The following is a 21060-nucleotide window of genomic DNA, read 5'->3' on the forward strand; positions in this document are numbered from 1 at the left end:
TGCGCCGCGAGGGCTTCGAGCTGACGGTCGGCAAGCCGCAGGTGGTCACGAAGAAGATCGACGGCAAGGTGTACGAGCCGTTCGAGCACCTGACCATCGACACGCCGGAGGAGCACCTCGGCGCGATCACTCAGCTCCTCGCGAACCGCAAGGGTCGCATGGAGAACATGACCAACCACGGCACCGGCTGGGTGCGCATGGAGTTCGTCGTGCCCTCGCGTGGTCTCATCGGCTTCCGCAGCGAGTTCCTCACGACCACCCGCGGAACCGGTATCGCCAACGCGATCTCGCACGGCTACGAGCCGTGGGCGGGGCAGATCACCACCCGCCAGAACGGCTCGATCGTGGCCGACCGCTCGGGTGTCGTCACCCCGTTCGCGATGATCGCGCTGCAGGAGCGCATGTCGTTCTTCGTGCAGCCGACCGAAGAGGTCTACGAGGGCATGGTCATCGGCGAGAACTCGCGCGCCGACGACATGGACGTCAACATCACCAAGGAGAAGAAGCTCACCAACATGCGCTCCTCCACGGCCGACAACTTCGAGTCGATGACGCCGCCGCGCATCCTCACGCTGGAGGAGAGCCTGGAGTTCGCGCGCGACGACGAATGCGTCGAGGTGACTCCGGAGAAGGTCCGCATCCGCAAGGTGATCCTCGACCAGACCGTCCGCGGTCGCGAGGCCTCGCGTCTCAAGCGTCAGGACGCGAACGCCTGATCGCACCGCACTCCTTGAGAGAGGGCCCCACGCCGCCGCCCGGCCGCGTGGGGCCCTCTCTCATGAAAATCCCAGGTGAGGGCTAGTTTTCGCTCAGGTTGATGACGCAGACTCGTTGACTTGCGCCCGGGGCGAGCTCCCGATGAGTCCCCGATATGGGCGTACGACGACCCGAAAGTCAAAGCCTTGCTTCAGAAGACCCGTGCGCTTCGGCGCGCCTCCGACGCGGCAGCCGCTCGCGCCACTGTCACCCGTACCCCCCTGATCGCCCTCGGCGCCGCCACGGCCGCGCTCGTCGGCATCACCCTCAGCGTGGGCCTCGCCTCCGCCCCGGCGGCCGGAGCAGAGCGCTCCGACGCCGCCGCCGCCGTCACGAGCCACGACCTCGGCGCCGAGCCCCTCGCCCGCATCGCCGATCAGGCCGTCATGACGGTCGCGAACGCGACCGATGCGGTCGCCGCGGCGAAGAGCCTGACCGCGGAGGTCACCGAGTCGGGCCTCGACGTGGGCGCGGCGGCGTCCGTGGACACCACCGCTCTCGAGGACGACCTGGAGACCCTCGCCGACCGATCCACCCTCCCGCTGGTCCTCATCACGGTGACGGCCGAGCAGGCCGAAGCCGAGACCGAGAAGGTCGTGACGGCCACCGCAGACCTCCAGGCGGCCTTCACGGCCGCGCAGGAGAAGAAGGCGGCGGAGGATGCTGCCCGCGTCGCCGAGGAGAAGGCGGCGGCCGCAGCGGCCGCGCTCGCCTCCGCGAACACGCCGGACGGCGCTCGGGCCACCGCACAGCAGATGATGGCGGATCGCTACGGCTGGGGCGGCGACCAGTTCTCCTGCCTGAACTCGCTGTGGAACAAGGAGTCCGGCTGGAACTACCAGGCGTACAACAACGACGGGGGAGCGACCGGCATCCCGCAGGCGCTGCCCGGCAGCAAGATGGCCTCGGCGGGCGCCGACTGGCAGACGAACGCCGCCACCCAGATCGCCTGGGGCCTGCAGTACATCGCCGACGCCTACGGCACCCCGTGCACGGCCTGGGGGCACTCCCAGGCCATGAACTGGTACTGAGCCGAAGAGCCATCCGCCGACCCGGCCTCTTGTGGGCGAACCGGCCCCTTGTGCGCGAACGCAAGGGGCCGTTCGGTCGCAAGGGGCCGGGCCGGGGGAGTGATCCTCAGCGCAGCTCGGAGATGAGCACGGCGCTCGTCCCGGGCGCGATGGCCTCGAACACGTGGGCCGCGTCGCCGGCATACGTCAGGTAGTCGCCCGGGTTCAGCACCACGGCATCCTCGGGCGGGCCGACCCGCGCCTGTCCGGCGATGAGGATCACGTGCTCGATCGTGCCCGCATGGTGGGGGTCCGAGCGCCGGGGGTCGCCGGGCTCCGCCTGGATGAGGTACACGTCGCGCCGGGCGCCCGGAGGGCTCGCCGAGAGAAGGGTGGCGCTGTAGGCGGCGGCGGAGGAGGGTACTCCCGCGAGGTCGTCCGCACGGATGAGGGTGGGGGCGTTGGCCTGCTGGTCGACGAGCACCGCGAAGGGCACGCCGAGCGCGACGCCCAGCGCCCACAGCGTCTCGACGCTCGGGTTGCCGGCACCGCTCTCGAGCTGGGAGACCGTCGCCTTGGAGATGCCGGCCCGCCGGGCGAGCTCGGAGACGGACAGGTTCGCCGCCTCGCGCTCGCGGCGGAGCGTGCGGGCGATGCGGGTGCGGAGATCGTCCATGCGTTCATCATGGCAAACGATCGTTCGCTTGACTATGCATCCGGGCATGTTCAGAATGATGATCGTGTGTTCAGCGAAGCGAACGGGTGGCGGTCGATGACCGCTGAACGTGAGGTGTGGCGCGAGGCCCTCGGCGTCGTGCTCGCCACGAGCGCCTATGGCATCTCCTTCGGTGCGCTCGCCGTGGCCGCGGGCCTCGACGTGTGGCAGGCGTGCGTGCTCAGCCTCCTCATGTTCACCGGCGGGTCCCAGTTCGCCTTCGTGGGCGTCTTCGCCGCCGGCGGACTGGCCGCCCTGCCGTCGGCGATCGCGTCCGCCGCCCTGCTCGGGGTGCGCAACGTCGCCTACGGGATGCGCATGTCGCCGGTCGTCGGCGGGGGACCGGCACGACGAGCGCTCGCCGCGCACTTCACGATCGACGAATCCACCGCGGTGGCTATCGCGCAGGACGATCCGCGCCTGCGCCGGGTGGGCTTCTGGGTCACGGGGGTCGGCATCTTCGTCGGCTGGAACCTCACCACCCTCGTCGGCGCGCTGGTCGGCGACGTGCTCGGCGACCCGAAGGCCTGGGGGCTGGACGCCGCGGCGGCCGCGGCGTTCCTCGCCCTGCTGTGGCCGCGACTGCGCCGGCGGCAGGCGGTCGCCGTCGGGATCGCGGCGGCCGTGATCGCGGCCGCCCTCACCCCGTTCCTCCTGCCCGGACTCCCCGTGCTCGTCGCCGCTCTCGTCGCTATCGTCGTCGGGTGGTTCAACTGGCTGGAGACACCGCGAGCCGCAGAGGTCGTCGACGGGGAGGTCGGCGCATGAGTCTCTGGAGCGCCATCCTCCTCGCCGCCCTGATCTGCCTCGCCCTGAAGGCCGTGGGCTATCTCGTGCCGCCGAAGGTGCTCGAGGCGCCCCGGCCCGCCCGCATCTCCGATCTCCTCACCGTCGCGCTGCTCGCCGCCCTCGTCGCGGTGCAGTCCCTCGGCGACGGGCAGGCCATCACCGTCGATGCGCGTGTCCCCGCCCTGCTCGTCGCGGCGGGACTCCTCTGGCTGCGGCAGTCGTTCCTCGTGGTGGTGGCGTCCGCCGCCCTCGTTGCCGCGCTGCTGCGGCTGTGGGGTCTCGCCGCCTGACGCGTCGATTCGCCGGACTTCGCCCGGGTAGGATCGGGGGGTGCGCGGGAAGTGGTTGTCGAGGGTGCTGTCCTGGGTGGCCGCTGCCCTGGTGGGCGGCGTCTACGGGGTGGCCGGAACCATCGCGCACAGCGTCACGTGGGGCCCGATCCCGATCGGCCTGATCGTCGCCGCGATCGCGTGCGCCGCGATCCTCATCGCCGTGCGGGCGCTCACCCATGACCGGGGCGCCGCGGTCGCCGCCGGACTCGGGATGCTGGGCATGATCGTGCTCATCTCGGGCGTCGGTCCCGGTGGCTCGGTCGTCGTGCAGGACACCCTCGCCGGGCGCATCTGGACGTATCTCGCCGCCGGCATCGTGCTGCTCGTCATCGCGTGGCCGTCGTTCTCCCGGCAGCCGGTCCGCCCCGCCACGCCGTCCTCGGAGGAACCCGAGGTCCACGGGTCGTAGACTGAGGGGGTGACGTATGTGATCGCCCTCCCGTGCGTCGATGTCAAGGATCGCGCCTGCATCGACGAGTGCCCCGTTGACTGCATCTACGAGGGCGAACGGTCGCTCTACATCCACCCCGACGAGTGCGTGGATTGCGGAGCGTGCGAGCCGGTGTGCCCCGTCGAGGCGATCTACTACGAGGACGATCTGCCCGACGAGTGGCAGGACTACTACAAGGCCAACGTCGAGTTCTTCGACGAGATCGGCTCGCCCGGCGGCGCCGCCAAGGTCGGCGTCTACCCGTTCGACCACCCGATCATCGCCGCGCTCCCGCCGCAGGGCGAGTAGGCCCGCTCCGTGAGCGTCCGCGACCTCGCCGACTACCCGTGGGACGCCGTGGTCCCGTATCGTGAGCGCGCCGCCCGGCATCCGGGCGGACTCGTCGATCTCTCCGTCGGCTCGCCGGTCGATCCCACGCCGGAGATCATCCGTCAGGCCCTCGCCGCAGCGACCGACGCCCACGCCTATCCGCAGACCGTCGGCACCCCCGCGCTCCGGGAGGCGATCGTCGACTGGTACGCCCGCCGCCGTGGCGTCCCGGACCTCCGGGTCGACAACGTGCTGCCGACGATCGGCTCCAAGGAGCTCGTCGCGCTGCTGCCCACGCTGCTGGGGCTCGGCGCCGGAGACATCGTGGTCCACCCCCGCGTCGCCTACCCGACGTACGACGTCGGCGCGCGGGTCGCGGGAGCGACGCCTGTCGCGGCCGACGACCCGACGGAATGGCCGGAGGGGGCGCGGCTCATCTGGATCAACAGCCCGGGCAACCCGGACGGTCGCACGTGGACCGTCGAGGAGCTCTCCGCGGCCGTGCAGCGGGCGCGTGAGCTGGGGGCCGTGCTGGCGAGCGACGAGTGCTACGCCGAACTGGGATGGGACGGTCCGTGGGCCGAGGAGCCCATCCCGTCGGTGCTCGACCCCCGGGTGACCGGCGGCACGCGGGCGAACCTCCTCAGCGTCTACTCTCTGAGCAAGCAGTCCAACCTCGCCGGCTACCGGGCGGCCTTCGTCGCCGGCTGCGCCCGCGTGGTCGGCGAACTCCTCACCGCACGCAAGCACCTCGGCCTCATGCCGCCCGCGCCCGTCCAGCGGGCGATGGCCGTCGCCCTCGGGGACGAGGCTCACGTGGGGGCGCAGAAGGAGCTCTACCGTGAGCGGCGGGCGCTGCTGCTTCCCGCCGTCGAGGACGCCGGCTTCCGCATCGACGGCTCGCAGGCCGGGCTCTACCTCTGGGCGACCGAGGGGCGCGACGCCTGGGAGTCGATGGCGCGTCTCGCGGACCTCGGGATCCTCGCGGGCCCCGGGCACTTCTACGGCGCCTCGTCGCCTGAGCACGTGCGGCTGTCGCTGACGGCGCCGAGCGACCGCGTAGCCGAGGCGGCTCGGCGCCTGCGCGACGCGGTTCTGTAGGAACCCTCCCGGTTGCGCCGATCTCTTTGGCCGTTGTCACAGTAGGCCTGCGCGACGACTAGGCTGTAAAGGCGATTCGGTCGGCACCCGGCCAGGCGCTCGGCGCCCGAGAGATCGCCAGTTCCGGCTTGATCAAGAACTTGCTGACGCCCGCGACGCCGGGGCGATCAGACAGAAGGAGGAGGTCCGCGTGAGCGCTGCGGCAGACCAGACGGCGAAGCTGACGATCGGCGAGACCACCGCCGAATTCCCCCTGGTGCGCGGTACCGCGGGCCACGACAGCATCGACTTCTCGACGCTGACCCGTCAGACCGGTTACACCGGTCTCGACTACGGCTTCGTCAACACCGCCTCCACGAAGTCGGACATCACGTTCATCGACGGAGACAAGGGCATCCTGCGCTACCGCGGCTACCCGATCGAGCAGCTCGCCGGCAGTACCAGCTACCTCGAGGTCGCGTGGCTGCTCATCTACGGCGAGCTGCCGTCCGCCGTCGAGCTGGCGGAGTTCGACGAGAAGATCCGCCGCCACACGCTGCTGCACGAGGACCTCAAGCGCTTCTTCTCGGCGCTGCCGCACACCGCGCACCCCATGTCGGTGCTGTCCTCCGCCGTCGCGGCCCTGTCGACGTACTACGAGGGCCAGACCGACCCGCACAACCCCGAGCACGTCGAGCTGAACACCATCCGCATGCTCGCCAAGCTTCCGGTCATCGCCGCCTACGCGCACAAGAAGAGCGTCGGCCAGGCCTTCCTCTACCCGGACAACTCGCTCGGCTTCGTGGAGAACTTCCTGAAGCTGAACTTCGGCGTGAACTCCGAGCCGTACGAGATCAACCCGACCATGGTGAAGGCCCTCGAGCTGCTGCTGATCCTGCACGAGGACCACGAGCAGAACGCCTCGACCTCCACCGTCCGTCTCGTCGGCTCGACGGGGGCCAACCAGTTCGCCTCCGTCTCGGCGGGCATCCAGGCCCTTTCCGGGCCCCTGCACGGCGGCGCGAACGAGGCCGTCCTCACGATGCTCGGCCAGATCCGCGACTCGGGTCAGAGTGTCTCCCGGTTCGTCGAGCGGGTGAAGAACAAGGAAGAGGGCGTGAAGCTCATGGGCTTCGGGCACCGGGTCTACAAGAACTACGACCCGCGCGCCAAGCTCGTCAAGGAGGCCGCAGACGAGGTGCTGAGCTCGCTCGGCGTCACCGACCCGCTCCTGGACCTCGCGAAGGAGCTCGAGGAGATCGCCCTCGCAGACGACTACTTCCGTGAGCGGCGCCTGTATCCGAACGTCGATTTCTACACGGGCGTGATCTACAAGGCGATGGGCTTCCCCACGCGCATGTTCACGGTGCTGTTCGCGATCGGTCGCCTTCCCGGCTGGCTCGCGCAGTGGCGCGAGCTGCAGCTCGACCCGCAGACGAAGATCGGCCGTCCGCAGCAGCTCTACACCGGGTCGCCGGAGCGCGCGTTCCCGACGCGCTGAGCGCGGCGCCGCAGACGCCGAAGGCCCCCTCGCACCGGAGTGCGAGGGGGCCTTCGCCATTGTGAGGCGTGAGCTGGGATCAGCGTCCCTGCGCGCCGCGCGTGGCCTGACGGCCCTGGCCGCCCTGACGCTGCGAGCCCGGCGCGCCGCCCTGGCCCGCGGAGCGCGGGCGACGGCGACGGCGGGACGGCGGGGTGGTCGCGGTGCTCTTCTCGCCGCCCGCCGGCCGCTGCTTCGCGGAGCGCTGCTGCTGCGGCTGCGGGGGAGCCGGGCGCACGTGCGGAGCACGCTCGGGGACGAGCTCGGTCACGGCGTCGGCGGTGAGGTTCTCCAGCGGTGCCGTGATCGCGGCCTTGCGCAGGAGATCCTTCACGTCGCGGCGCTGCTCGGGCAGGACCACGGTGACGACGGTGCCCGCCGCCCCGGCTCGCGCCGTGCGGCCCGAGCGGTGCAGGTAGGCCTTGTGCTCGACGGGCGGGTCGACGTGGACGACGAGGTCGACGTTGTCGACGTGCACACCGCGGGCCGCGACATCGGTCGCGACGAGGACGCGGACGCCCCCGTCGGCCGGGTCGGTGGAGAAGGCGCCGAGGTTGCGCTCGCGTGCGTTCTGGGAGAGGTTGCCATGCAGGTCGACGGCGGGGATCCCGGCGGCGGTGAGCTGCTTCGCGAGCTTCTTCGCCTGGTGCTTGGTGCGCGTGAAGAGGATGCGACGACCGGTGCCCGAGGCGAGGTCGCGCACCAGCACGGTCTTGTTCTCGGGGGAGTCGACGACGAGCACCCGGTGGGTCATCTCGCCGACGGGCACGCTCGCCTCGTCGACCTCGTGGCTGACGGCGTTCGTGAGGAACCGGCGGGCGAGGGTGTCGATGCCGCGGTCGAGCGTGGCGCTGAACAGCAGGCGCTGACCGTCGGCGGGCGTCGCCGAGAGGATGCGGGTGACGCCGGGGAGGAAGCCGAGGTCGGCCATGTGGTCGGCCTCGTCGAGCACGGTGACCTCGATGGCGCTGAGGCGCACGACCTGCTGCTTCATGAGGTCTTCCAGGCGGCCGGGGCAGGCGACGACGATGTCGACGCCGCCCTGCAGCGCCTGCTCCTGCGGACGCTGGCTGACGCCGCCGAACACAGTGGTGACGCGAAGGCCGACGGCCTCGGCGAGCGGGGCGACGGTCGCGGCGATCTGGGTGGCCAGCTCGCGGGTGGGGGCGAGCACGAGGCCGCGGGGCAGGCCAGACCGGCGCTTGTGGCCGGAGGCCGCCAGGCGGGCGACGAGCGGGAGCGCGAAGGCGATGGTCTTGCCGCTGCCCGTGCGTCCGCGACCGAGGAGGTCACGGCCGGCGAGCGAGTCGGGCAGGGTGTCACGCTGGATCGCGAACGCCTCGGTCTTTCCGGAGGCGGCGAGAACGGTGGCGAGCTCGGCGGGAACGCCGAGCTCGAGGAAGGAAGGCATGCAGAGAACTCCGTCAGCGCACGAGAACGGCGCGGGATAGTGGGGTGAGGTGGGCGAAGACGCAGCGAGTGCGCGTCCGTTCGCCGTGCGAATGGCCAGTTCGGGCTGGAGAGGGGAGCGCGGGCGCTCGCTTCGGTCCTCGGAGACCCCTAGACGACGATGATGCTGACCGGCCGGCGGCGCGGGCAACGACCCCAGTCTACCAGCGGAGACCGGTCGAAGGCTGCAGGTGGGCTGTCAGGCGTGGAGCGCTTCGTTGAGCGTCACGCCGACGCCGGCCCGACGGACGGCCTCGACCGCGCCCGTGAGCGAGTTGCGACGGAAGAGCAGGCCGTCCTGGCCCGAGAGGTCGGCGCCCTTGACGGTCTTGCGTCCGCCATCGGCCGTCGCGGGACCGTCGGCGAGCACGATCTTCGTCCCGGCGGTGACGTAGAGCCCGGCCTCCACGACGCAGTCGTCGCCGAGGGAGATGCCGATGCCGGCGTTCGCGCCGAGAAGCGTACGGGCGCCGATCGACACGCGATGCGACCCGCCGCCGGAGAGCGTGCCCATGATCGAGGCGCCGCCGCCGATGTCGCTGCCGTCGCCGACCACCACGCCCTGCGAGATGCGCCCCTCGACCATCGAGGCGCCGAGGGTGCCCGCATTGAAGTTGACGAAGCCCTCGTGCATGACCGTGGTGCCGGGGGAGAGGTGGGCGCCGAGCCGTACGCGCGAGGCGTCGGCGATGCGTACCCCGGCGGGCTGCACGTAGTCGGTGAGACGAGGGAACTTGTCCAGGCCCTGGATCTGGATCCCGGCGCGCTGAAGCTGCGGGCGCAGGCGTGCGGCATCGGCGGGGAGCAGCGGGCCGGCATTGGTCCAGGCGACGTTCGGCAGGTGACCGAAGATGCCGTCGAGGTTGAGGGTGTTCGGCCGCACGAGCAGGTGCGACAGCGCGTGCAGGCGCAGATAGGCGTCCGCGGTGGAGGTCGGGGCCGCGTCCAGGTCGATCGTGAGCTCGACCACCGCGAGGGTGACGTCGCGGCGCTCGTCCGGACCGGTCTGCGCGTCGAGCGCGGTGCGCGCGGCGGCGACCTCGGCCTCGGACGGCGTGGAGGAGCGGACCTCCGGGTACCACGCGTCGAGGACCGTGCCGTCGCTCGCGGTGGTCGTCAGGCCGAGTCCCCAGACAGATCGTGCGTCGCTCATGCCTCCACGGTATCGCGCCGACGACGGTGTCCCGTCCCGCATGACGGGCATCAGTAGGCTGGGGGCATGGTGCTCGATCTGACCGCGTCCTCCGCCGACATCACCCGCGCGATCTGCGACGTCCCGAGTGTCTCCGGCGACGAGAAGACACTCGCCGACCTGATCGAGGAGGCCGTGTCCGGTCTGCCGCACCTGGAGGTCATCCGGCACGGCAACACGGTCGTCGCCCGCACGGATCTCGGTCGGGCGCAGCGCGTCGCGATCGCCGGGCACATCGACACCGTGCCCCTCAACGACAACCTGCCCACGCGCGACATCGAGATCGACGGCGTGCCGTATCTGTGGGGAAGGGGCACCGTCGACATGAAGGCGGGGGTCGCGGTGCAGCTCAAGCTCGCCGCCGAGCTCACCGACCCCGCGATCGACGTGACCTGGATGTGGTACGACAACGAGGAGGTCGCGGCGTCCCTGAACGGCCTCGGACTTCTCGCCGCGGCACGACCCGACCTGTTCCAGGCCGACTTCGCCATCCTCGGGGAGCCGTCGAACGGTCAGGTCGAAGGCGGGTGCAACGGCACGCTGCGGGCGATCGTGCGGACCACGGGCGTCCGCGCGCACAGCGCCAGGGCCTGGATCGGCGAGAACGCGATCCATCGCGCGGCCCCCATCCTCACCCGACTGTCCGAGTACCGGGCGCGCGAGGTGATGGTCGAGGGCCTGCTCTATCGGGAGGGGCTCAGCGCGGTCCGCATCGCGGGAGGGGTCGCGGGCAACGTCATCCCGGACGCCTGCGAGGTCGAGGTCAACTACCGCTTCGCGCCGAGCAAGTCCGCGGCCGACGCCGAGGCTCACGTCCGAGCGGTCCTCGCCGGATTCGACGTCGAGATCACAGATGCCGCCGAGGGCGCCCGCCCCGGCCTGGACGCGGACATCGCGCGCCGGTTCGTCGCGGCTGTCGGTGCGGAGCCGCAGCCGAAGTACGGCTGGACCGACGTGGCGCGCTTCTCGGCCCTCGGCATCCCGGCCGTGAACTACGGGCCGGGCGATCCGCATCTCGCCCATCACGACGAGGAGCGTGTGCCGCTCGCCCAGATCGACGCCGTCGAGCGGGGTCTGCGCGCATGGCTGACGTCGTACTGACGCTCGCACGGCGCTGGGCGCGGATGCCGCTGGCTCTGCGCATCGGCATCGTCTACGTCCTCGCACGGGTCGTGACGACCGGATTCCTCATCGCCGCTGCCTCCCTGTCCACGGTGTTCTCTCGCTTCGGCGGCGACGCCGGGCTCGTGGACTTCGTCCTCGGGTGGGATGCGCAGTGGTACTGGCAGGTGGCGGTGCACGGCTATCCCACCGACCTTCCGCTGACTGTCGACGGGAAGGTGGCAGAGAACGCCTGGGCGTTCATGCCCGTGTTCGCGTATGCCGCGAAGGCGTTGGGCTTCGTGCTCGGATCCTGGGGCGCGGGCGCTCTCGTGCTCTCGCTCGGAGCCGGCTACCTGGCCTGTCTCGCCCTGCATCGTCTGCTCCACGACCGCATCGGGAACGCGGCGGCGCTGTGGGCCGTCGTCTTCTTCGCGTCCGGACCGCTGGCCGCCCTCTTCCAGGTCGGCTACGCGGAGACGCTCTTCCTGCTGCTGCTCTTCCTCGCGCTGGATTCGACGATCCGGCGGAAGTACGCGTGGCTGTACGTGCTCATCCCGGTGCTGGGGTTCACCCGCCCCGGGGTGCTCGCCTTCGCCCTGTACCTCGGCCTGCACGGCATCCTCCGCTGGAGGAATCGCCGCACCGATCCGCTGGGCGCCCGAGAGGTCGTGCACATCGTCGCCCTCGGTGCGCTCGCGACCGCCACCGGGTTCGCTTGGCAGCTGATCGCCGGTGTCGTGACCGGCGACCCCGGCGCCTACCTCGCCACCGAGCTCGCTTGGCGACGACACTGGATCGCCGGCGGCGTCGAGGGCTTCGTGCCCTTCGAGGGATGGGTGCAGGCATCGCAGTTCTGGTTCGAGCTGTGGGGCCTGCCGGCCGGCTGGGGGCCGGTCGCGCTCATCGTGCTCGTGGTCGCGGCGGCCGCCGCGCTGCTGCTGTCCCCGCAGGTGCGGGCGCTCGGCCCCGACCTCCGTCTCTGGAGCGCGAGCTACCTGCTCTACCTGCTCGCGGTGTTCTTCCCGCAGTCGAGCACCTTCCGCCTGCTGCTGCCGCTCAGCCCGGCGTGGGGTGCGGTCGCGGTGCCCCGCTCACGAATCTGGCGCCTCGGGGTGCTGGCACTGTGCCTCGTCGGCCAGTGGGTGTGGATCTACCACGTGTATGCCCTCGGCAGCACGTTCTGGCAGGTGCCCTGACGACGCGGGGGAGCGGATTGTGTCCCCGCGTCGTCCACGGCACGGTCGCACCCGATAAACTCGTCCCATACCACCGGAGGAAAGGGAGCCACGATGGCAGCGATGAAGCCGAGGACCGGAGACGGACCCATGGAGGCCGTGAAAGAGGGACGACTCATCATCGTGCGTGTTCCGCTCGAAGGAGGAGGCCGCCTGGTCGTCTCCGTGAACGACGCCGAGGCCAAGGAGCTTCACGACGTGCTCGGTGCCGTCGTGGCCCCGGCCTGATCGAACCCGGTCCGCGGAAGCGCGACCGCAGAGGGCGAGGGATCGCGGATCCCCCGCCCTCTTCGCGTCCGGGGCGTCTGCTCAGGCGCGGTCGTCGAGGCGGATCAGCTGCAGCAGGCCCTCGCCCGCGGGGGAGACGGTCGCCAGCACCGCCGACGACTCCTGCGTCTCCTGGACCAGCGATCGATAGGCGGCGGTGATGTCGTCGCGCTGGACAGGGTCGGCCACGCGGCCGCCGGCGAGGATGCGGGGCACGAGCACCAGGCCACCGGTACGGGCGAGACGGAGTCCGTGCGAGACGTACTCGATGACGTTCTCGGGGTCGGCATCGACGAGGACGATGTCGTACGACGCCTCGTTCATGCGGGGGAGCACGTCGATCGCGCGCCCGGCGATGAACCGCGCGCGGGTGGCGGGCACCTTCGCGTCCGCGAACGCCTGGCGGGCGGCGGCGAGGTGCTCGGGCTCGTTGTCGATCGAGGTCAGCACCGCGTTCGGGGCCCCGCGCAGCAGCCAGAGTCCGGAGACGCCGGCGCCGGTTCCGATCTCGACGATGGAGCGGGCGGTGCCCGCGGCGGCGAGCACGGCGATCTGCGAGCCGACGACGGCGCTGATCGGGGCCGCCCCCAGCTCCACGGCGTGGGCGCGAGCGCGGGCGATGGTCTCCGGCTCGACGATGGACTCGCGAAGGAAGCGCGCGTTGGCGTCGTGCTCGCTCATGACCTGCCTCTCCCTGCGTGCATGGCTGATGTGTCCAGGGTATTCGCTCACCGCGCGCAGAGCCCGCAGGCGCGGCGGTAGCCTGGTCACATGACGTTCGGCCTCACCTTCGAGAAGCTGCTGCTCATCGGCCTGATCGCAGTGCTGATCATCGGCCCCGAGCGTCTGCCGCGTGCCGCGGAGGCCTTCGCGAGCATCGTGCGCAAGGCCGGCGAGTACATCCGCGACACGAAGTCCCGCGTCCGCGAGGAGATGGGTCCGGAACTCGACGACGTGGACTGGCGCAAGCTGGACCCGCGGCAGTACGACCCCCGGCGCATCATCCGCGACGCGCTCCTGGAGGAGCCGGAGCCCGCGACCCCCGCCCAGGCGACCGCGACGATCGCGGAGCCGGTGGCCCCGCGCACCGCGCCGCCGACCTTCAGCGCGGAGAACCGACCGCCGTTCGACACCGAGGCGACCTGAGTCGTCCGTTCAGGAGATCCGGGCCCGCAGCATCGCCAGCTCCTCGTCGCTGAAGAGCGAGCGCGGGATGGCGGTCGCGACCGAGGAGTCGCGCACCTTGAAGATCACGGCGTCCCTGCCGACACGGAGGCTCTGGAACGTGCGGTACGGGATCTCGGAGCGGCGGCGATCGCTTCCCAGCTGCAGCCTGTCCTCGTCCAGCGCGACCCAGACCACGCTCTCGACCGGCATCGCGGTACGGACGGCCCTGCGGGCGCTCGAGGTGGTCAGGATCACCGCGTAGGCACCCAGCGCCACCGTCATGGCGGGCAGCCAGGCGACGATCGTGCTGACCTCCGCTCCGCGGGAGAGGAGGGCGTTGAGCGTGAAGACGGAGAGGACCAGTCCGGCGGCGAGTGCGACCCACATCACGATCGCGACGGGCCTGGTCAGGGAGTACACGGCGGCGTCACGTGCCATCCGCCGCAGCAGGCTCTCATCCACGGTCACAGAACGGTGCGGCATCCGTCCATCCTTCCACGCGGCCTCATCCGATCGACATCGGCAGCGAGCGTCCGGCGAGGCCACGGCCCCGTCGGGCGAGGCCGGCGGCCATCGTCCGGATCGCCTGCGCGGCGGCGTCGTCCGGCGCGGAGGTGACGACCGGGACGCCCTCGTCCCCGCCCTGACGGAGTGCCGGACTGAGCGGGATGGAGGCCAGCAGCGGCACCGGCGCGCCGGGCTCGGACAGCGCCTCCGCGACCGCTGCACCGCCGCCCGCGCCGAACAGGTCGACGACGGTGCCGTCGCGGAGGGTGTACGCGGACATGTTCTCGATCACGCCGATCACGCGCTGACCGGTCTGGCGCGCCACGAGTCCGCTGCGGATGGCCACGTCGGAGGCCGCTGCCTGGGGAGTGGTGACCACGAGCACCTCGGCGTGCGGGAGGAGCTGCCCGATCGAGATGGCGATGTCGCCGGTGCCCGGCGGCATGTCGATGAGCAGGACGTCGAGGTCGCCGAAGAAGACGTCGGTGAGGAACTGCGAGACCGTGCGGTGCAGCATCGGTCCGCGCCAGGCCACGACGGACTCCCCGTCGCGGAGGAACATCCCGATGGAGATGGTCTTCACCCCGTGGGCGACCGGCGGCAGCATGAGGTCGTCGATGCGCGTCGGCTGCGTGCCGGCGGGGATGCCGAGCAGTCCGGGGATCGAGAAGCCGTGCACGTCCGCATCCACCAGGCCGACGGCGAGGCCCTGGTCGGCGAGGGCGACCGCGAGGTTCGCGGTGACCGTCGACTTGCCGACGCCGCCCTTGCCGCTGGAGACGAGGATCACGCGGGTGAGGGAATCCGGCCCGAAGGGCATGTGCCGTGCCGGGCGTCCCGCGCGAAGCCGCTCGGTGAGGGCCTTGCGCTCGGCCGGGGTCATCACCCCCACCTCGACCTCGACGTCCGTGACCCCGGGGACCGCGGCCGCGGCACCGCGCACGTCGCGCTCGATGCGGTCGGCGGCGGGGCATCCGATGATCGTCAGCACGATGCCCACACGCGCCACCCCGTCCTCGACCGAGATGTCGCGCACCATGTCGAGGTCGCCGATCGGTCGCCGCAGCTCCGGATCGGTCACCGCCGCCACCGCGGCCCTGACGTTCTCGGCCGCGGTCATGAGGCGGTGCCGCCCGCGGGCTTCTCCTCGGCGTCGCCCAGCTCGGCCAGCAGGGCACGGAGCTCCTGCCGCAGCACGTCGCGGGTGACCACCTGCGCGTTGCGCTCTTCCAGCGACATCCGCAGCGCGACGATCTCGCGGGCGAGATACTCGGTGTCCGCGAGGTTCCGCTCGGCGCGCTGCCGGTCCTGCTCGATCTGCACGCGGTCGCGGTCGTCCTGGCGGTTCTGCGCGAGGAGGATGAGCGGCGCGGCGTACGAGGCCTGCAGTGACAGCATGAGGGTGAGCGCGGTGAAGCCCAGCGCGGCGTCGTCGAAGCGCACCTCGTGCGGCATCAGCGTGTTCCAGCCGATCCAGAGGATGCAGAAGAGGCTGAGGATGACGAGGAACGCCGGGGTGCCCATGGCGCGGGCGACCCACTCCGTGAAGCGTCCGAAGCGGTCGCGGGAGGTGGAGCGGGGGCGGGTGCTCGTCCGTCCAGGCGCGTCGAGGCGGGCGGCCCGCTCCTTGCGCGCCATCAGCGCGCCTCCGTCACGGGCGGAGTCACATCGTCGCTGTCGTGAGTGCGCCAGTCGTCCGGCAGCAGGTAGTCGAGCACGTCGTCGATGCTGATCGCGCCGACGAGGCGGTGGGCTGCGTCGATCACGGGCAGCGAGACGAGGTCGTAGCTGGCGAGCATGCGGGCGACCTCGGCGGCGGAGGCGGTGACGGGCACCGGCTCGAGGCTGTCGTCGAGGATGGCGCCGAGCCGCTCGTGCGGTGGATAGCGCAGCATCCGCTGGAAGTGCACGAGGCCGAGCAGCCGGCCGGTCGGCGTCTCGAACGGCGGGAGCGTGACGAACACGGCCGCGGCGAGGGCCGGGTGCAGCTCATGGCGGCGGATGAGCGCGAGCGCCTCCGCGACCGTGGCGTCGGCAGACAGGATGATCGGCTCCGGGGTCATCAGACCGCCGGCCGTGTCGGGGCCGTAGCGCAGCAGCATCCGCACGTCCTCGGCGCGCTCCGGCTCCATCCGCTGGAGCAGCTGCTCCAGCTGGGCGGGCGGGAGCTGGGCGAGGAGGTCGGCGGCGTCGTCCGGTTCCATCTGATCGAGGATGTCGGCCGCGCGCTCCTCGCCGAGGCGGTCGAGGATGTGCACCTGCTCGTCCTCCGGCATCTCCTCCAGGGCGTCGGCGAGGCGGTCGTCGGAGAGCTCCTCCGCGACCTCGATCATCCGCTGCTGGGGGAGGTCGAGGAGCGTGTTGGCGAGGTCGGCGGCGTGCAGCTCCGAGTAGGAGGCGACGAGCTGCTCGGCGGACTGCGATTCGCCCGGTGCGTGCTCCTCGGTGACCTCGCTCCAGGCGGCGAACGTCGTCGGGCCCTTGGCGAACGGCGACGCCCCGGTCTTCGGTCGGCGCAGGAAGAGCTGGCTGATCGCCCACTCGCCGAGGCGGTTGGGCTCGATCGCGACATCCTCGATGACGGCAGTGCCGCTTCCGTCCGTGAGGCTCACGCGTCGGCCGAGCATCTCCGCGAGGACGCGCACCTCGCCGGCGCGCGGCGAGAAGCGACGGACGTTGATGAGCCCGGTGGTGATGACCTGTCCGGACCTGATGGATGTGACTCGACCGATCGAGAGGAACACGTGGCGGCGGCCGGGGATCTCCACGACCAGTCCGATCACGCGCGGGGCCGCGGTACTTCGATACACGACGACGACGTCCCGGACCTTGCCGAGCCGGTCGCCGACGGGATCGAAGACGGCGCACCCGGCCAGGCGCGCGGCGAAAACCCGTTGTGTGCTCACCCGACCAGCGTAGCCCGCGGCGTGCCGGGACGGCGGTCGCGGCGGTCGCTCGGCCGGACGCGGGGCACGACGTGGAAGAATAGCCGGATGAGCATGCTGAATCGCCCCGCGAGCGGCACGGACACCGGTGAGATCGTCGCCTCCATGCGCGACTACGAGAGCGCGCAGAAGGCGGTGTCGAAACTGATCGCCGGAGAGGTCCCCGCGCGCGACATCGCGATCGTCGGTCAGAGCGTGCGGACGGTCGAGCGGGTGACCGGACGGCTCGGCTATGCTGCGGCCGCACGGTCGGGAGCGATCAACGGCATCCTCATCGGCCTGTTCCTCTCGGCGATCCTCGTCCTCGGCAATCCCGAGGTGCCGATCCAGCTGTTCGTCGGCTTCGTCCTCATCGGCGTCGCCGTGGGCATGCTGCTGAGCCTGATCACCTACGCGATCGTGCGCCGCCGTCGGGACTTCGCGAGCGTGACGCAGTTCGCCGCGGATCACTACGAGGTGACCGTGCAGCCCGGTTCGCTGGCGAAGGCGCGCCAGGTCCTCGGTGCGCAGCGCGTCGCCCCGGTGCGTCCGCCGGTGAACCTGGACGAGCCGCCGAAGTACGGCGAGCGGATCCCGGCCGGCTCTCCCCAGCCCTCGCCTGAGCCTGCACCGGCGCCTGAGCCTGCCCCGGCGCCTGAGCCTGCCCCGTCGCCTGAACCTCAGCCTGCACCGGCTCCCGAGCCCGCGCCCGAACCGGGACTTCCGCCGCGACCCGCCGACCCGGAGACCGACACCCCCGGATCGGTGCGGTGACCCCGGAGCCCACGCCGGTCCGCATCGAGGTCGCACTGCCGACCGGTACGACGACGGTGTCCGCCGACTGGACGCCGGGCACCGGTGACGATGTCGTCCTGATCGCCCACGGGGCCGGAGCGGGGAAGGACCACCCCTTCCTCGTCGGGTACGACCGCGCACTCGTGGCGCTCGGGTACACGACGCTGCGCTTCAGCTTCCCGTACGCCGAGCAGGGACGCCGCATGCCCGGTCCGGCCGCGCACGCCGTCGCGACGTGGCACGCTGTGGTCGCCGAGGCCCGCGCGCGAGCGCCACGAGCCGCCGTGTGGGCCACCGGGAAGTCCTATGGCGGGCGCATGGCCTCCCAGGCCGTGGCAGAGGGCCTCGTCGTGGAGGGCCTGGTCTATCTCGGCTACCCGCTCCACCCGCCCGGCCGCCCGGACAAGCCCCGGGTCACCCATCTGCCGTCGATCACGGTCCCGCAGCTGTTCATCGAGGGCACGGCGGATCCGTTCATCCAGCCGATCGCCCAGCTCGACGACGCCGTCGCCGGCTGCCAGGACGCCCGGGTGCACTGGGTCGAGGGCGGCGGGCACTCCTTCGAGGTGAAGGGGCACCGGCGGCCCCCTGCCGAGGTCGGCGCGGACATCGCGTCCGTTGTGGACGCCTTCGTCGCAGCACGACGGGGCTGATCCTCCTCCGAATCGGAGAAACCGGCCGAACCGCGTAATGAACGGCCGGCTCCCGCATCTCTTCCGTGGGAGGCGGCCGCAGGTCTTCGGGGGGAGACACGGCACCGGCACGGGCACCATGCCGGGGGTGGCTCCAGGGATCCTCGGGGGAGGCCCCTGGTCGACCTTCGTCTCCGCAGAGGGGGAACGGGCCGCCGGTCTGGGGAGAGCGGCGGCCCTCCGTCCTCCCCAGCCTCGGCTCAGCGGCTGCGGTCCGAGCTCAGCGCTGCAGACGGGCCATCCACGCCTCGACCTCATCGGCCGTGCGGGGGATGTCCGCGGAGAGGTTGACCGGGCCGTCCTCGGTCATCAGGATGTCGTCCTCGATCCGGACGCCGATGCCGCGCAGCTCGGCGGGTACCGTGAGGTCGTCGATCTGGAAGTACAGCCCCGGTTCGATCGTGAAGACCATGCCCGGGGTGAGGATGCCGTCGTAGTACATCTCGCGGCGCGCCTGCGCACAGTCGTGCACGTCGATGCCGAGGTGGTGCGACGTGCCGTGCACCATGTAGCGCCGATGCTGGCCGCCCTTGTCCGCGTCCAGAGCTTCCTCGGCGGTGACCGGGAGCAGGCCCCACTCCGCGGTGCGGGCGGCGATCACGGACATGGCCGCCGCGTGGACGTCGCGGAAGCGGGCGCCGACCTTCGCCGCGGCGAGGGCGGCGTCGGCCGCCTCCCGCACCGTCTCGTAGACGCGGCGCTGCACCTCGGTGAACGTCCCGGACACCGGCAGCGTGCGGGTGATGTCGGCGGTGTACAGGCTGTCGGCCTCGACACCCGCGTCGACGAGGATGAGGTCTCCGGGGATGACCGTGCCGTCGTTGCGCGTCCAGTGCAGGTAGCAGGCGTGCGGCCCGGACGCGGCGATCGTGTCGTAGCCCTCGCCGTTTCCATCCTCGCGGGCGCGCCGATGGAAGACTCCCTCGACGACGCGCTCTCCTCGGGCGTGCGCGACGGCGGCCGGGAGCTCGCGGATGATGTCGTCGAAGCCGCGTGCGGTGATCTCCACGGCCCGACGCATCTCGGCGATCTCGAAGTCGTCCTTGATGAGACGCAGCTCCGAGACGAAACGGGTGAGGGACTCGTCCTCCTCGAGGACGAGCTCGCCGTCGAGCGGGGAGAACTCGTGCAGGTGCGCCGTGGCCACCTGCAGGTCGGCGGCGACGCCGTCCAGCGACGGACGCGGACCGATCCAGAACTCGCCCACCGTGGCGTCGGCGTAGAACTCCGTCGTCGTGCGGTCGGCGCGCTCGCGGAAGTAGAGCGTGACGTCGTGCCCGTCGTCCGTCGGCTCGAAGACGAGCACCGAGTCCGGCTCCGCGTCGGACCCCCAGCCGGTGAGGTGCGCGAAGGCGGAGTGCGCGCGGAAGACGTAGTCGGTGTCGTTGCTGCGCTGCTTGAGCGAGCCGGCGGGGATCACGAGCCTCTTGCCGGGGAATGCGGCCGAGACGGCGGCCCGGCGGCGCTCGGCGTACGCCGCCTGGGCGCGCGGCGCGGGCAGGGTATCCGGACGCTCGGCCCACCCGGTGGAGATGGTGTCGAGGAACCCCTGCGGGAAGGGCTGCTTGCGATTGGTCGAGCTGTTCTCGACGGGGGCTTCGACGGTCTCGTCAGCGATGGTGTCGTTTTCTCCGGTGCTCATCCGTCCAGTCTCTCACCTGGACGCGCCAAGCGCGGATCAGCCGGTCGGCTCGAGCTGCACGATGAGGGCGCGATGATCGCTCCCGCCGGCATCTTCGAGGACAGCGGACCCCGTGGGCCGCCAGTTGGGGGACGCCATCACGTGGTCGATGGGGGCGCCGGCGAGGGCAGGGAACGAGCTCGGCCAGGTTCCGGACATCCCGTTCCCGGTCCGGGAGGCAGCGTCGCGGCAGTACCCCATGTCGCCGCCGTCGACGCCGAGGGAGGCCATGTGATCGACGGTGGCGTTGAAGTCGCCGGCGAGGATGAAGTCACCCGCGGGGCACTGGTCGGCGATCCACTGCAGATCGCTCTGCCACTGCTGCATCTCCTCCATGCGCGGCGCGACCGCGTGCACGGCGACGATCGTGGGGCCATCGCCGTCGATCGGCATCAGCACGGCGCTGGGCACGGATCCGGTGTTGTTGCTCCCGTCCTTCGACGACTCGATGACGGAGTACTCGCCGAGCTCGGGGGCCACGAGGACCGTCGTCTGCCACGATTGCGGGCCGTCCTCCACGTCCGGGCGGAACTGCACGTGGTGCACCCACATCGGATGCCCCTGTTCGCGGAGCATGAGCGCGATCCGCTCGCCGACCTCCTCGGTGGTCTCGGGCAGCGCCACCACGTCGGCTTCCTGCTCCAGGATCTCCTGGGCGATCTGCTCGGCGGAGACGGCCTCACCCGCGGTGTTCCAGGTGAGCACCCGCAGGCTCGTGTCGGTTCGCTCGGGAAGGGCGGTCACGCCGAACCCCCGCGTCGCTCCGATCACCCCGGTCGCGCCGGCACCGAGCAGGGCGACGATCAGGATGGACGCCGCGAAGCCGCGCAGCGGCCGGGCGAGCAGGAGCAGCAGCGCCAGCACCGCGATGATCAGGAACCCGCCGAGCACGAGCCCGCGGGCGGCGACGAGCTGCGCGAACGGGTACGTCTGCTCGAGGTTGAAGAACTGCGGCCACACCACGACCGCCGTCGCGATCGCGAAGAGCACGGTGAGCAGGATCCCCAGGAGTCGAAACATCCCCTTCAGCCTAGAAGCGTCGCCTGTGAAGTCCCTGCCTCGCGC

General features: G+C 71.2%; 23 protein-coding genes and 1 pseudogene. 14 read left to right on the forward strand and 10 right to left on the reverse strand.

What is annotated here, in order from left to right; translation table 11 throughout:
* Window positions 1-716, forward strand: a pseudogene (locus tag B2W79_RS06265) (translational GTPase TypA); the annotation flags it as partial.
* Window positions 717-902: 186 nt separating this feature from the next.
* Entirely contained in the window at window positions 903-1787 is an 885-nt protein-coding gene (locus B2W79_RS06270) for a phospholipase (RefSeq protein WP_292787957.1), read from the forward strand.
* Between the two features lie 106 nt (window positions 1788-1893).
* On the opposite strand, the gene B2W79_RS06275 is transcribed toward B2W79_RS06270, so the two are convergent.
* The gene (locus tag B2W79_RS06275; protein ID WP_025102949.1) at window positions 1894-2442 is read right to left on the reverse strand and encodes a helix-turn-helix domain-containing protein; all 549 of its coding nucleotides are present in this window, start codon (window positions 2440-2442) and stop codon (window positions 1894-1896) included.
* Window positions 2443-2538: 96 nt separating this feature from the next.
* Between B2W79_RS06275 and B2W79_RS06280 the strand changes: the two genes are divergently transcribed.
* The 6 genes from B2W79_RS06280 (at window position 2539) to B2W79_RS06305 (ending at window position 6943) form a co-directional block, all read left to right on the forward strand.
* Window positions 2539-3249: an AzlC family ABC transporter permease gene (locus tag B2W79_RS06280; RefSeq protein ID WP_292787960.1), complete on the forward strand. Its 711-nt coding sequence runs from the start codon at window positions 2539-2541 to the stop codon at window positions 3247-3249.
* A complete protein-coding gene (locus B2W79_RS06285; RefSeq protein ID WP_071328206.1) occupies window positions 3246-3560 on the forward strand; it encodes an AzlD domain-containing protein in 315 nt (104 codons plus the stop codon). The genes B2W79_RS06280 and B2W79_RS06285 overlap by 4 nt, the downstream gene beginning before the upstream one ends.
* 40 nt (window positions 3561-3600) lie before the next feature.
* Entirely contained in the window at window positions 3601-4011 is a 411-nt protein-coding gene (locus B2W79_RS06290) for a histidinol dehydrogenase (RefSeq protein WP_292787965.1), read from the forward strand.
* 9 nt (window positions 4012-4020) lie between these two features.
* Window positions 4021-4341 carry a ferredoxin gene (fdxA, locus tag B2W79_RS06295; RefSeq protein ID WP_017203330.1) on the forward strand — a complete coding sequence of 107 codons (321 nt, stop codon included), beginning with the start codon at window positions 4021-4023 and terminating at the stop codon, window positions 4339-4341.
* Window positions 4342-4350: 9 nt separating this feature from the next.
* A complete protein-coding gene (gene dapC / locus B2W79_RS06300) occupies window positions 4351-5463 on the forward strand; it encodes a succinyldiaminopimelate transaminase (RefSeq protein WP_071328207.1) in 1113 nt (370 codons plus the stop codon).
* Between the two features lie 190 nt (window positions 5464-5653).
* The gene (locus B2W79_RS06305; RefSeq protein WP_083391672.1) at window positions 5654-6943 is read left to right on the forward strand and encodes a citrate synthase; all 1290 of its coding nucleotides are present in this window, start codon (window positions 5654-5656) and stop codon (window positions 6941-6943) included.
* A gap of 79 nt (window positions 6944-7022) precedes the next feature.
* Here B2W79_RS06305 and B2W79_RS06310 read toward each other — a convergent pair whose 3' ends face one another.
* Both B2W79_RS06310 and dapD read right to left on the reverse strand, forming a co-directional pair.
* Window positions 7023-8393, reverse strand: a complete 1371-nt coding sequence (locus B2W79_RS06310; protein WP_292787969.1) for a DEAD/DEAH box helicase — start codon at window positions 8391-8393, stop codon at window positions 7023-7025.
* 237 nt (window positions 8394-8630) lie between these two features.
* On the reverse strand, window positions 8631-9584 hold the full coding sequence (gene dapD / locus B2W79_RS06315) for a 2,3,4,5-tetrahydropyridine-2,6-dicarboxylate N-succinyltransferase (RefSeq protein WP_071328208.1): 954 nt from the start codon (window positions 9582-9584) through the stop codon (window positions 8631-8633).
* A gap of 66 nt (window positions 9585-9650) precedes the next feature.
* Here dapD and dapE point away from each other — a divergent pair, with 66 nt between their 5' ends.
* The 3 genes from dapE to B2W79_RS06330 all read left to right on the forward strand — a co-directional run bounded on the left by dapE (window position 9651) and on the right by B2W79_RS06330 (window position 12190).
* The gene (gene dapE / locus B2W79_RS06320; protein WP_292787972.1) at window positions 9651-10724 is read left to right on the forward strand and encodes a succinyl-diaminopimelate desuccinylase; all 1074 of its coding nucleotides are present in this window, start codon (window positions 9651-9653) and stop codon (window positions 10722-10724) included.
* Window positions 10706-11923: a hypothetical protein gene (locus tag B2W79_RS06325; RefSeq protein ID WP_292787974.1), complete on the forward strand. Its 1218-nt coding sequence runs from the start codon at window positions 10706-10708 to the stop codon at window positions 11921-11923. Before dapE ends, B2W79_RS06325 begins: the two co-directional genes overlap by 19 nt.
* A 93-nt stretch (window positions 11924-12016) precedes the next feature.
* A complete protein-coding gene (locus B2W79_RS06330) occupies window positions 12017-12190 on the forward strand; it encodes a DUF3117 domain-containing protein (RefSeq protein WP_071328210.1) in 174 nt (57 codons plus the stop codon).
* An 81-nt stretch (window positions 12191-12271) separates the two neighbouring features.
* Here B2W79_RS06330 and B2W79_RS06335 read toward each other — a convergent pair whose 3' ends face one another.
* Window positions 12272-12910 carry an O-methyltransferase gene (locus tag B2W79_RS06335; RefSeq protein ID WP_071328211.1) on the reverse strand — a complete coding sequence of 213 codons (639 nt, stop codon included), beginning with the start codon at window positions 12908-12910 and terminating at the stop codon, window positions 12272-12274.
* A 90-nt stretch (window positions 12911-13000) separates the two neighbouring features.
* Between B2W79_RS06335 and B2W79_RS06340 the strand changes: the two genes are divergently transcribed.
* The gene (locus B2W79_RS06340; protein WP_060923136.1) at window positions 13001-13375 is read left to right on the forward strand and encodes a twin-arginine translocase TatA/TatE family subunit; all 375 of its coding nucleotides are present in this window, start codon (window positions 13001-13003) and stop codon (window positions 13373-13375) included.
* Window positions 13376-13384: 9 nt separating this feature from the next.
* Here B2W79_RS06340 and B2W79_RS06345 read toward each other — a convergent pair whose 3' ends face one another.
* From B2W79_RS06345 to B2W79_RS06360, 4 genes are read right to left on the reverse strand one after another with little or no spacing between them, the layout of a single operon-like run.
* A complete protein-coding gene (locus B2W79_RS06345; protein WP_292787977.1) occupies window positions 13385-13879 on the reverse strand; it encodes a YcxB family protein in 495 nt (164 codons plus the stop codon).
* A 22-nt stretch (window positions 13880-13901) separates the two neighbouring features.
* Entirely contained in the window at window positions 13902-15023 is a 1122-nt protein-coding gene (locus B2W79_RS06350) for an Mrp/NBP35 family ATP-binding protein (protein ID WP_292787979.1), read from the reverse strand.
* Complete coding sequence (locus B2W79_RS06355; RefSeq protein WP_071328214.1) at window positions 15020-15541, reverse strand: DUF1003 domain-containing protein; 522 nt, start codon at window positions 15539-15541, stop codon at window positions 15020-15022. Before B2W79_RS06355 ends, B2W79_RS06350 begins: the two co-directional genes overlap by 4 nt.
* Window positions 15541-16809 carry a magnesium transporter MgtE N-terminal domain-containing protein gene (locus tag B2W79_RS06360; RefSeq protein ID WP_071328215.1) on the reverse strand — a complete coding sequence of 423 codons (1269 nt, stop codon included), beginning with the start codon at window positions 16807-16809 and terminating at the stop codon, window positions 15541-15543. The genes B2W79_RS06355 and B2W79_RS06360 overlap by 1 nt, the downstream gene beginning before the upstream one ends.
* A gap of 87 nt (window positions 16810-16896) precedes the next feature.
* Between B2W79_RS06360 and B2W79_RS06365 the strand changes: the two genes are divergently transcribed.
* Both B2W79_RS06365 and B2W79_RS06370 read left to right on the forward strand, forming a co-directional pair.
* On the forward strand, window positions 16897-17601 hold the full coding sequence (locus B2W79_RS06365; protein ID WP_292787982.1) for a general stress protein: 705 nt from the start codon (window positions 16897-16899) through the stop codon (window positions 17599-17601).
* The gene (locus B2W79_RS06370) at window positions 17598-18275 is read left to right on the forward strand and encodes an alpha/beta family hydrolase (RefSeq protein ID WP_292787983.1); all 678 of its coding nucleotides are present in this window, start codon (window positions 17598-17600) and stop codon (window positions 18273-18275) included. The genes B2W79_RS06365 and B2W79_RS06370 overlap by 4 nt, the downstream gene beginning before the upstream one ends.
* Before the next feature lie 259 nt (window positions 18276-18534).
* Here B2W79_RS06370 and B2W79_RS06375 read toward each other — a convergent pair whose 3' ends face one another.
* Both B2W79_RS06375 and B2W79_RS06380 read right to left on the reverse strand, forming a co-directional pair.
* A complete protein-coding gene (locus B2W79_RS06375) occupies window positions 18535-19956 on the reverse strand; it encodes an aminopeptidase P family protein (protein ID WP_292787985.1) in 1422 nt (473 codons plus the stop codon).
* A 36-nt stretch (window positions 19957-19992) separates the two neighbouring features.
* Entirely contained in the window at window positions 19993-21015 is a 1023-nt protein-coding gene (locus B2W79_RS06380) for an endonuclease/exonuclease/phosphatase family protein (RefSeq protein WP_071328218.1), read from the reverse strand.
* Window positions 21016-21060: the final 45 nt, after the last annotated feature.

This window comes from Microbacterium sp. UBA7513 (assembly GCF_002478345.1).
Taxonomy (GTDB): domain Bacteria; phylum Actinomycetota; class Actinomycetes; order Actinomycetales; family Microbacteriaceae; genus Microbacterium.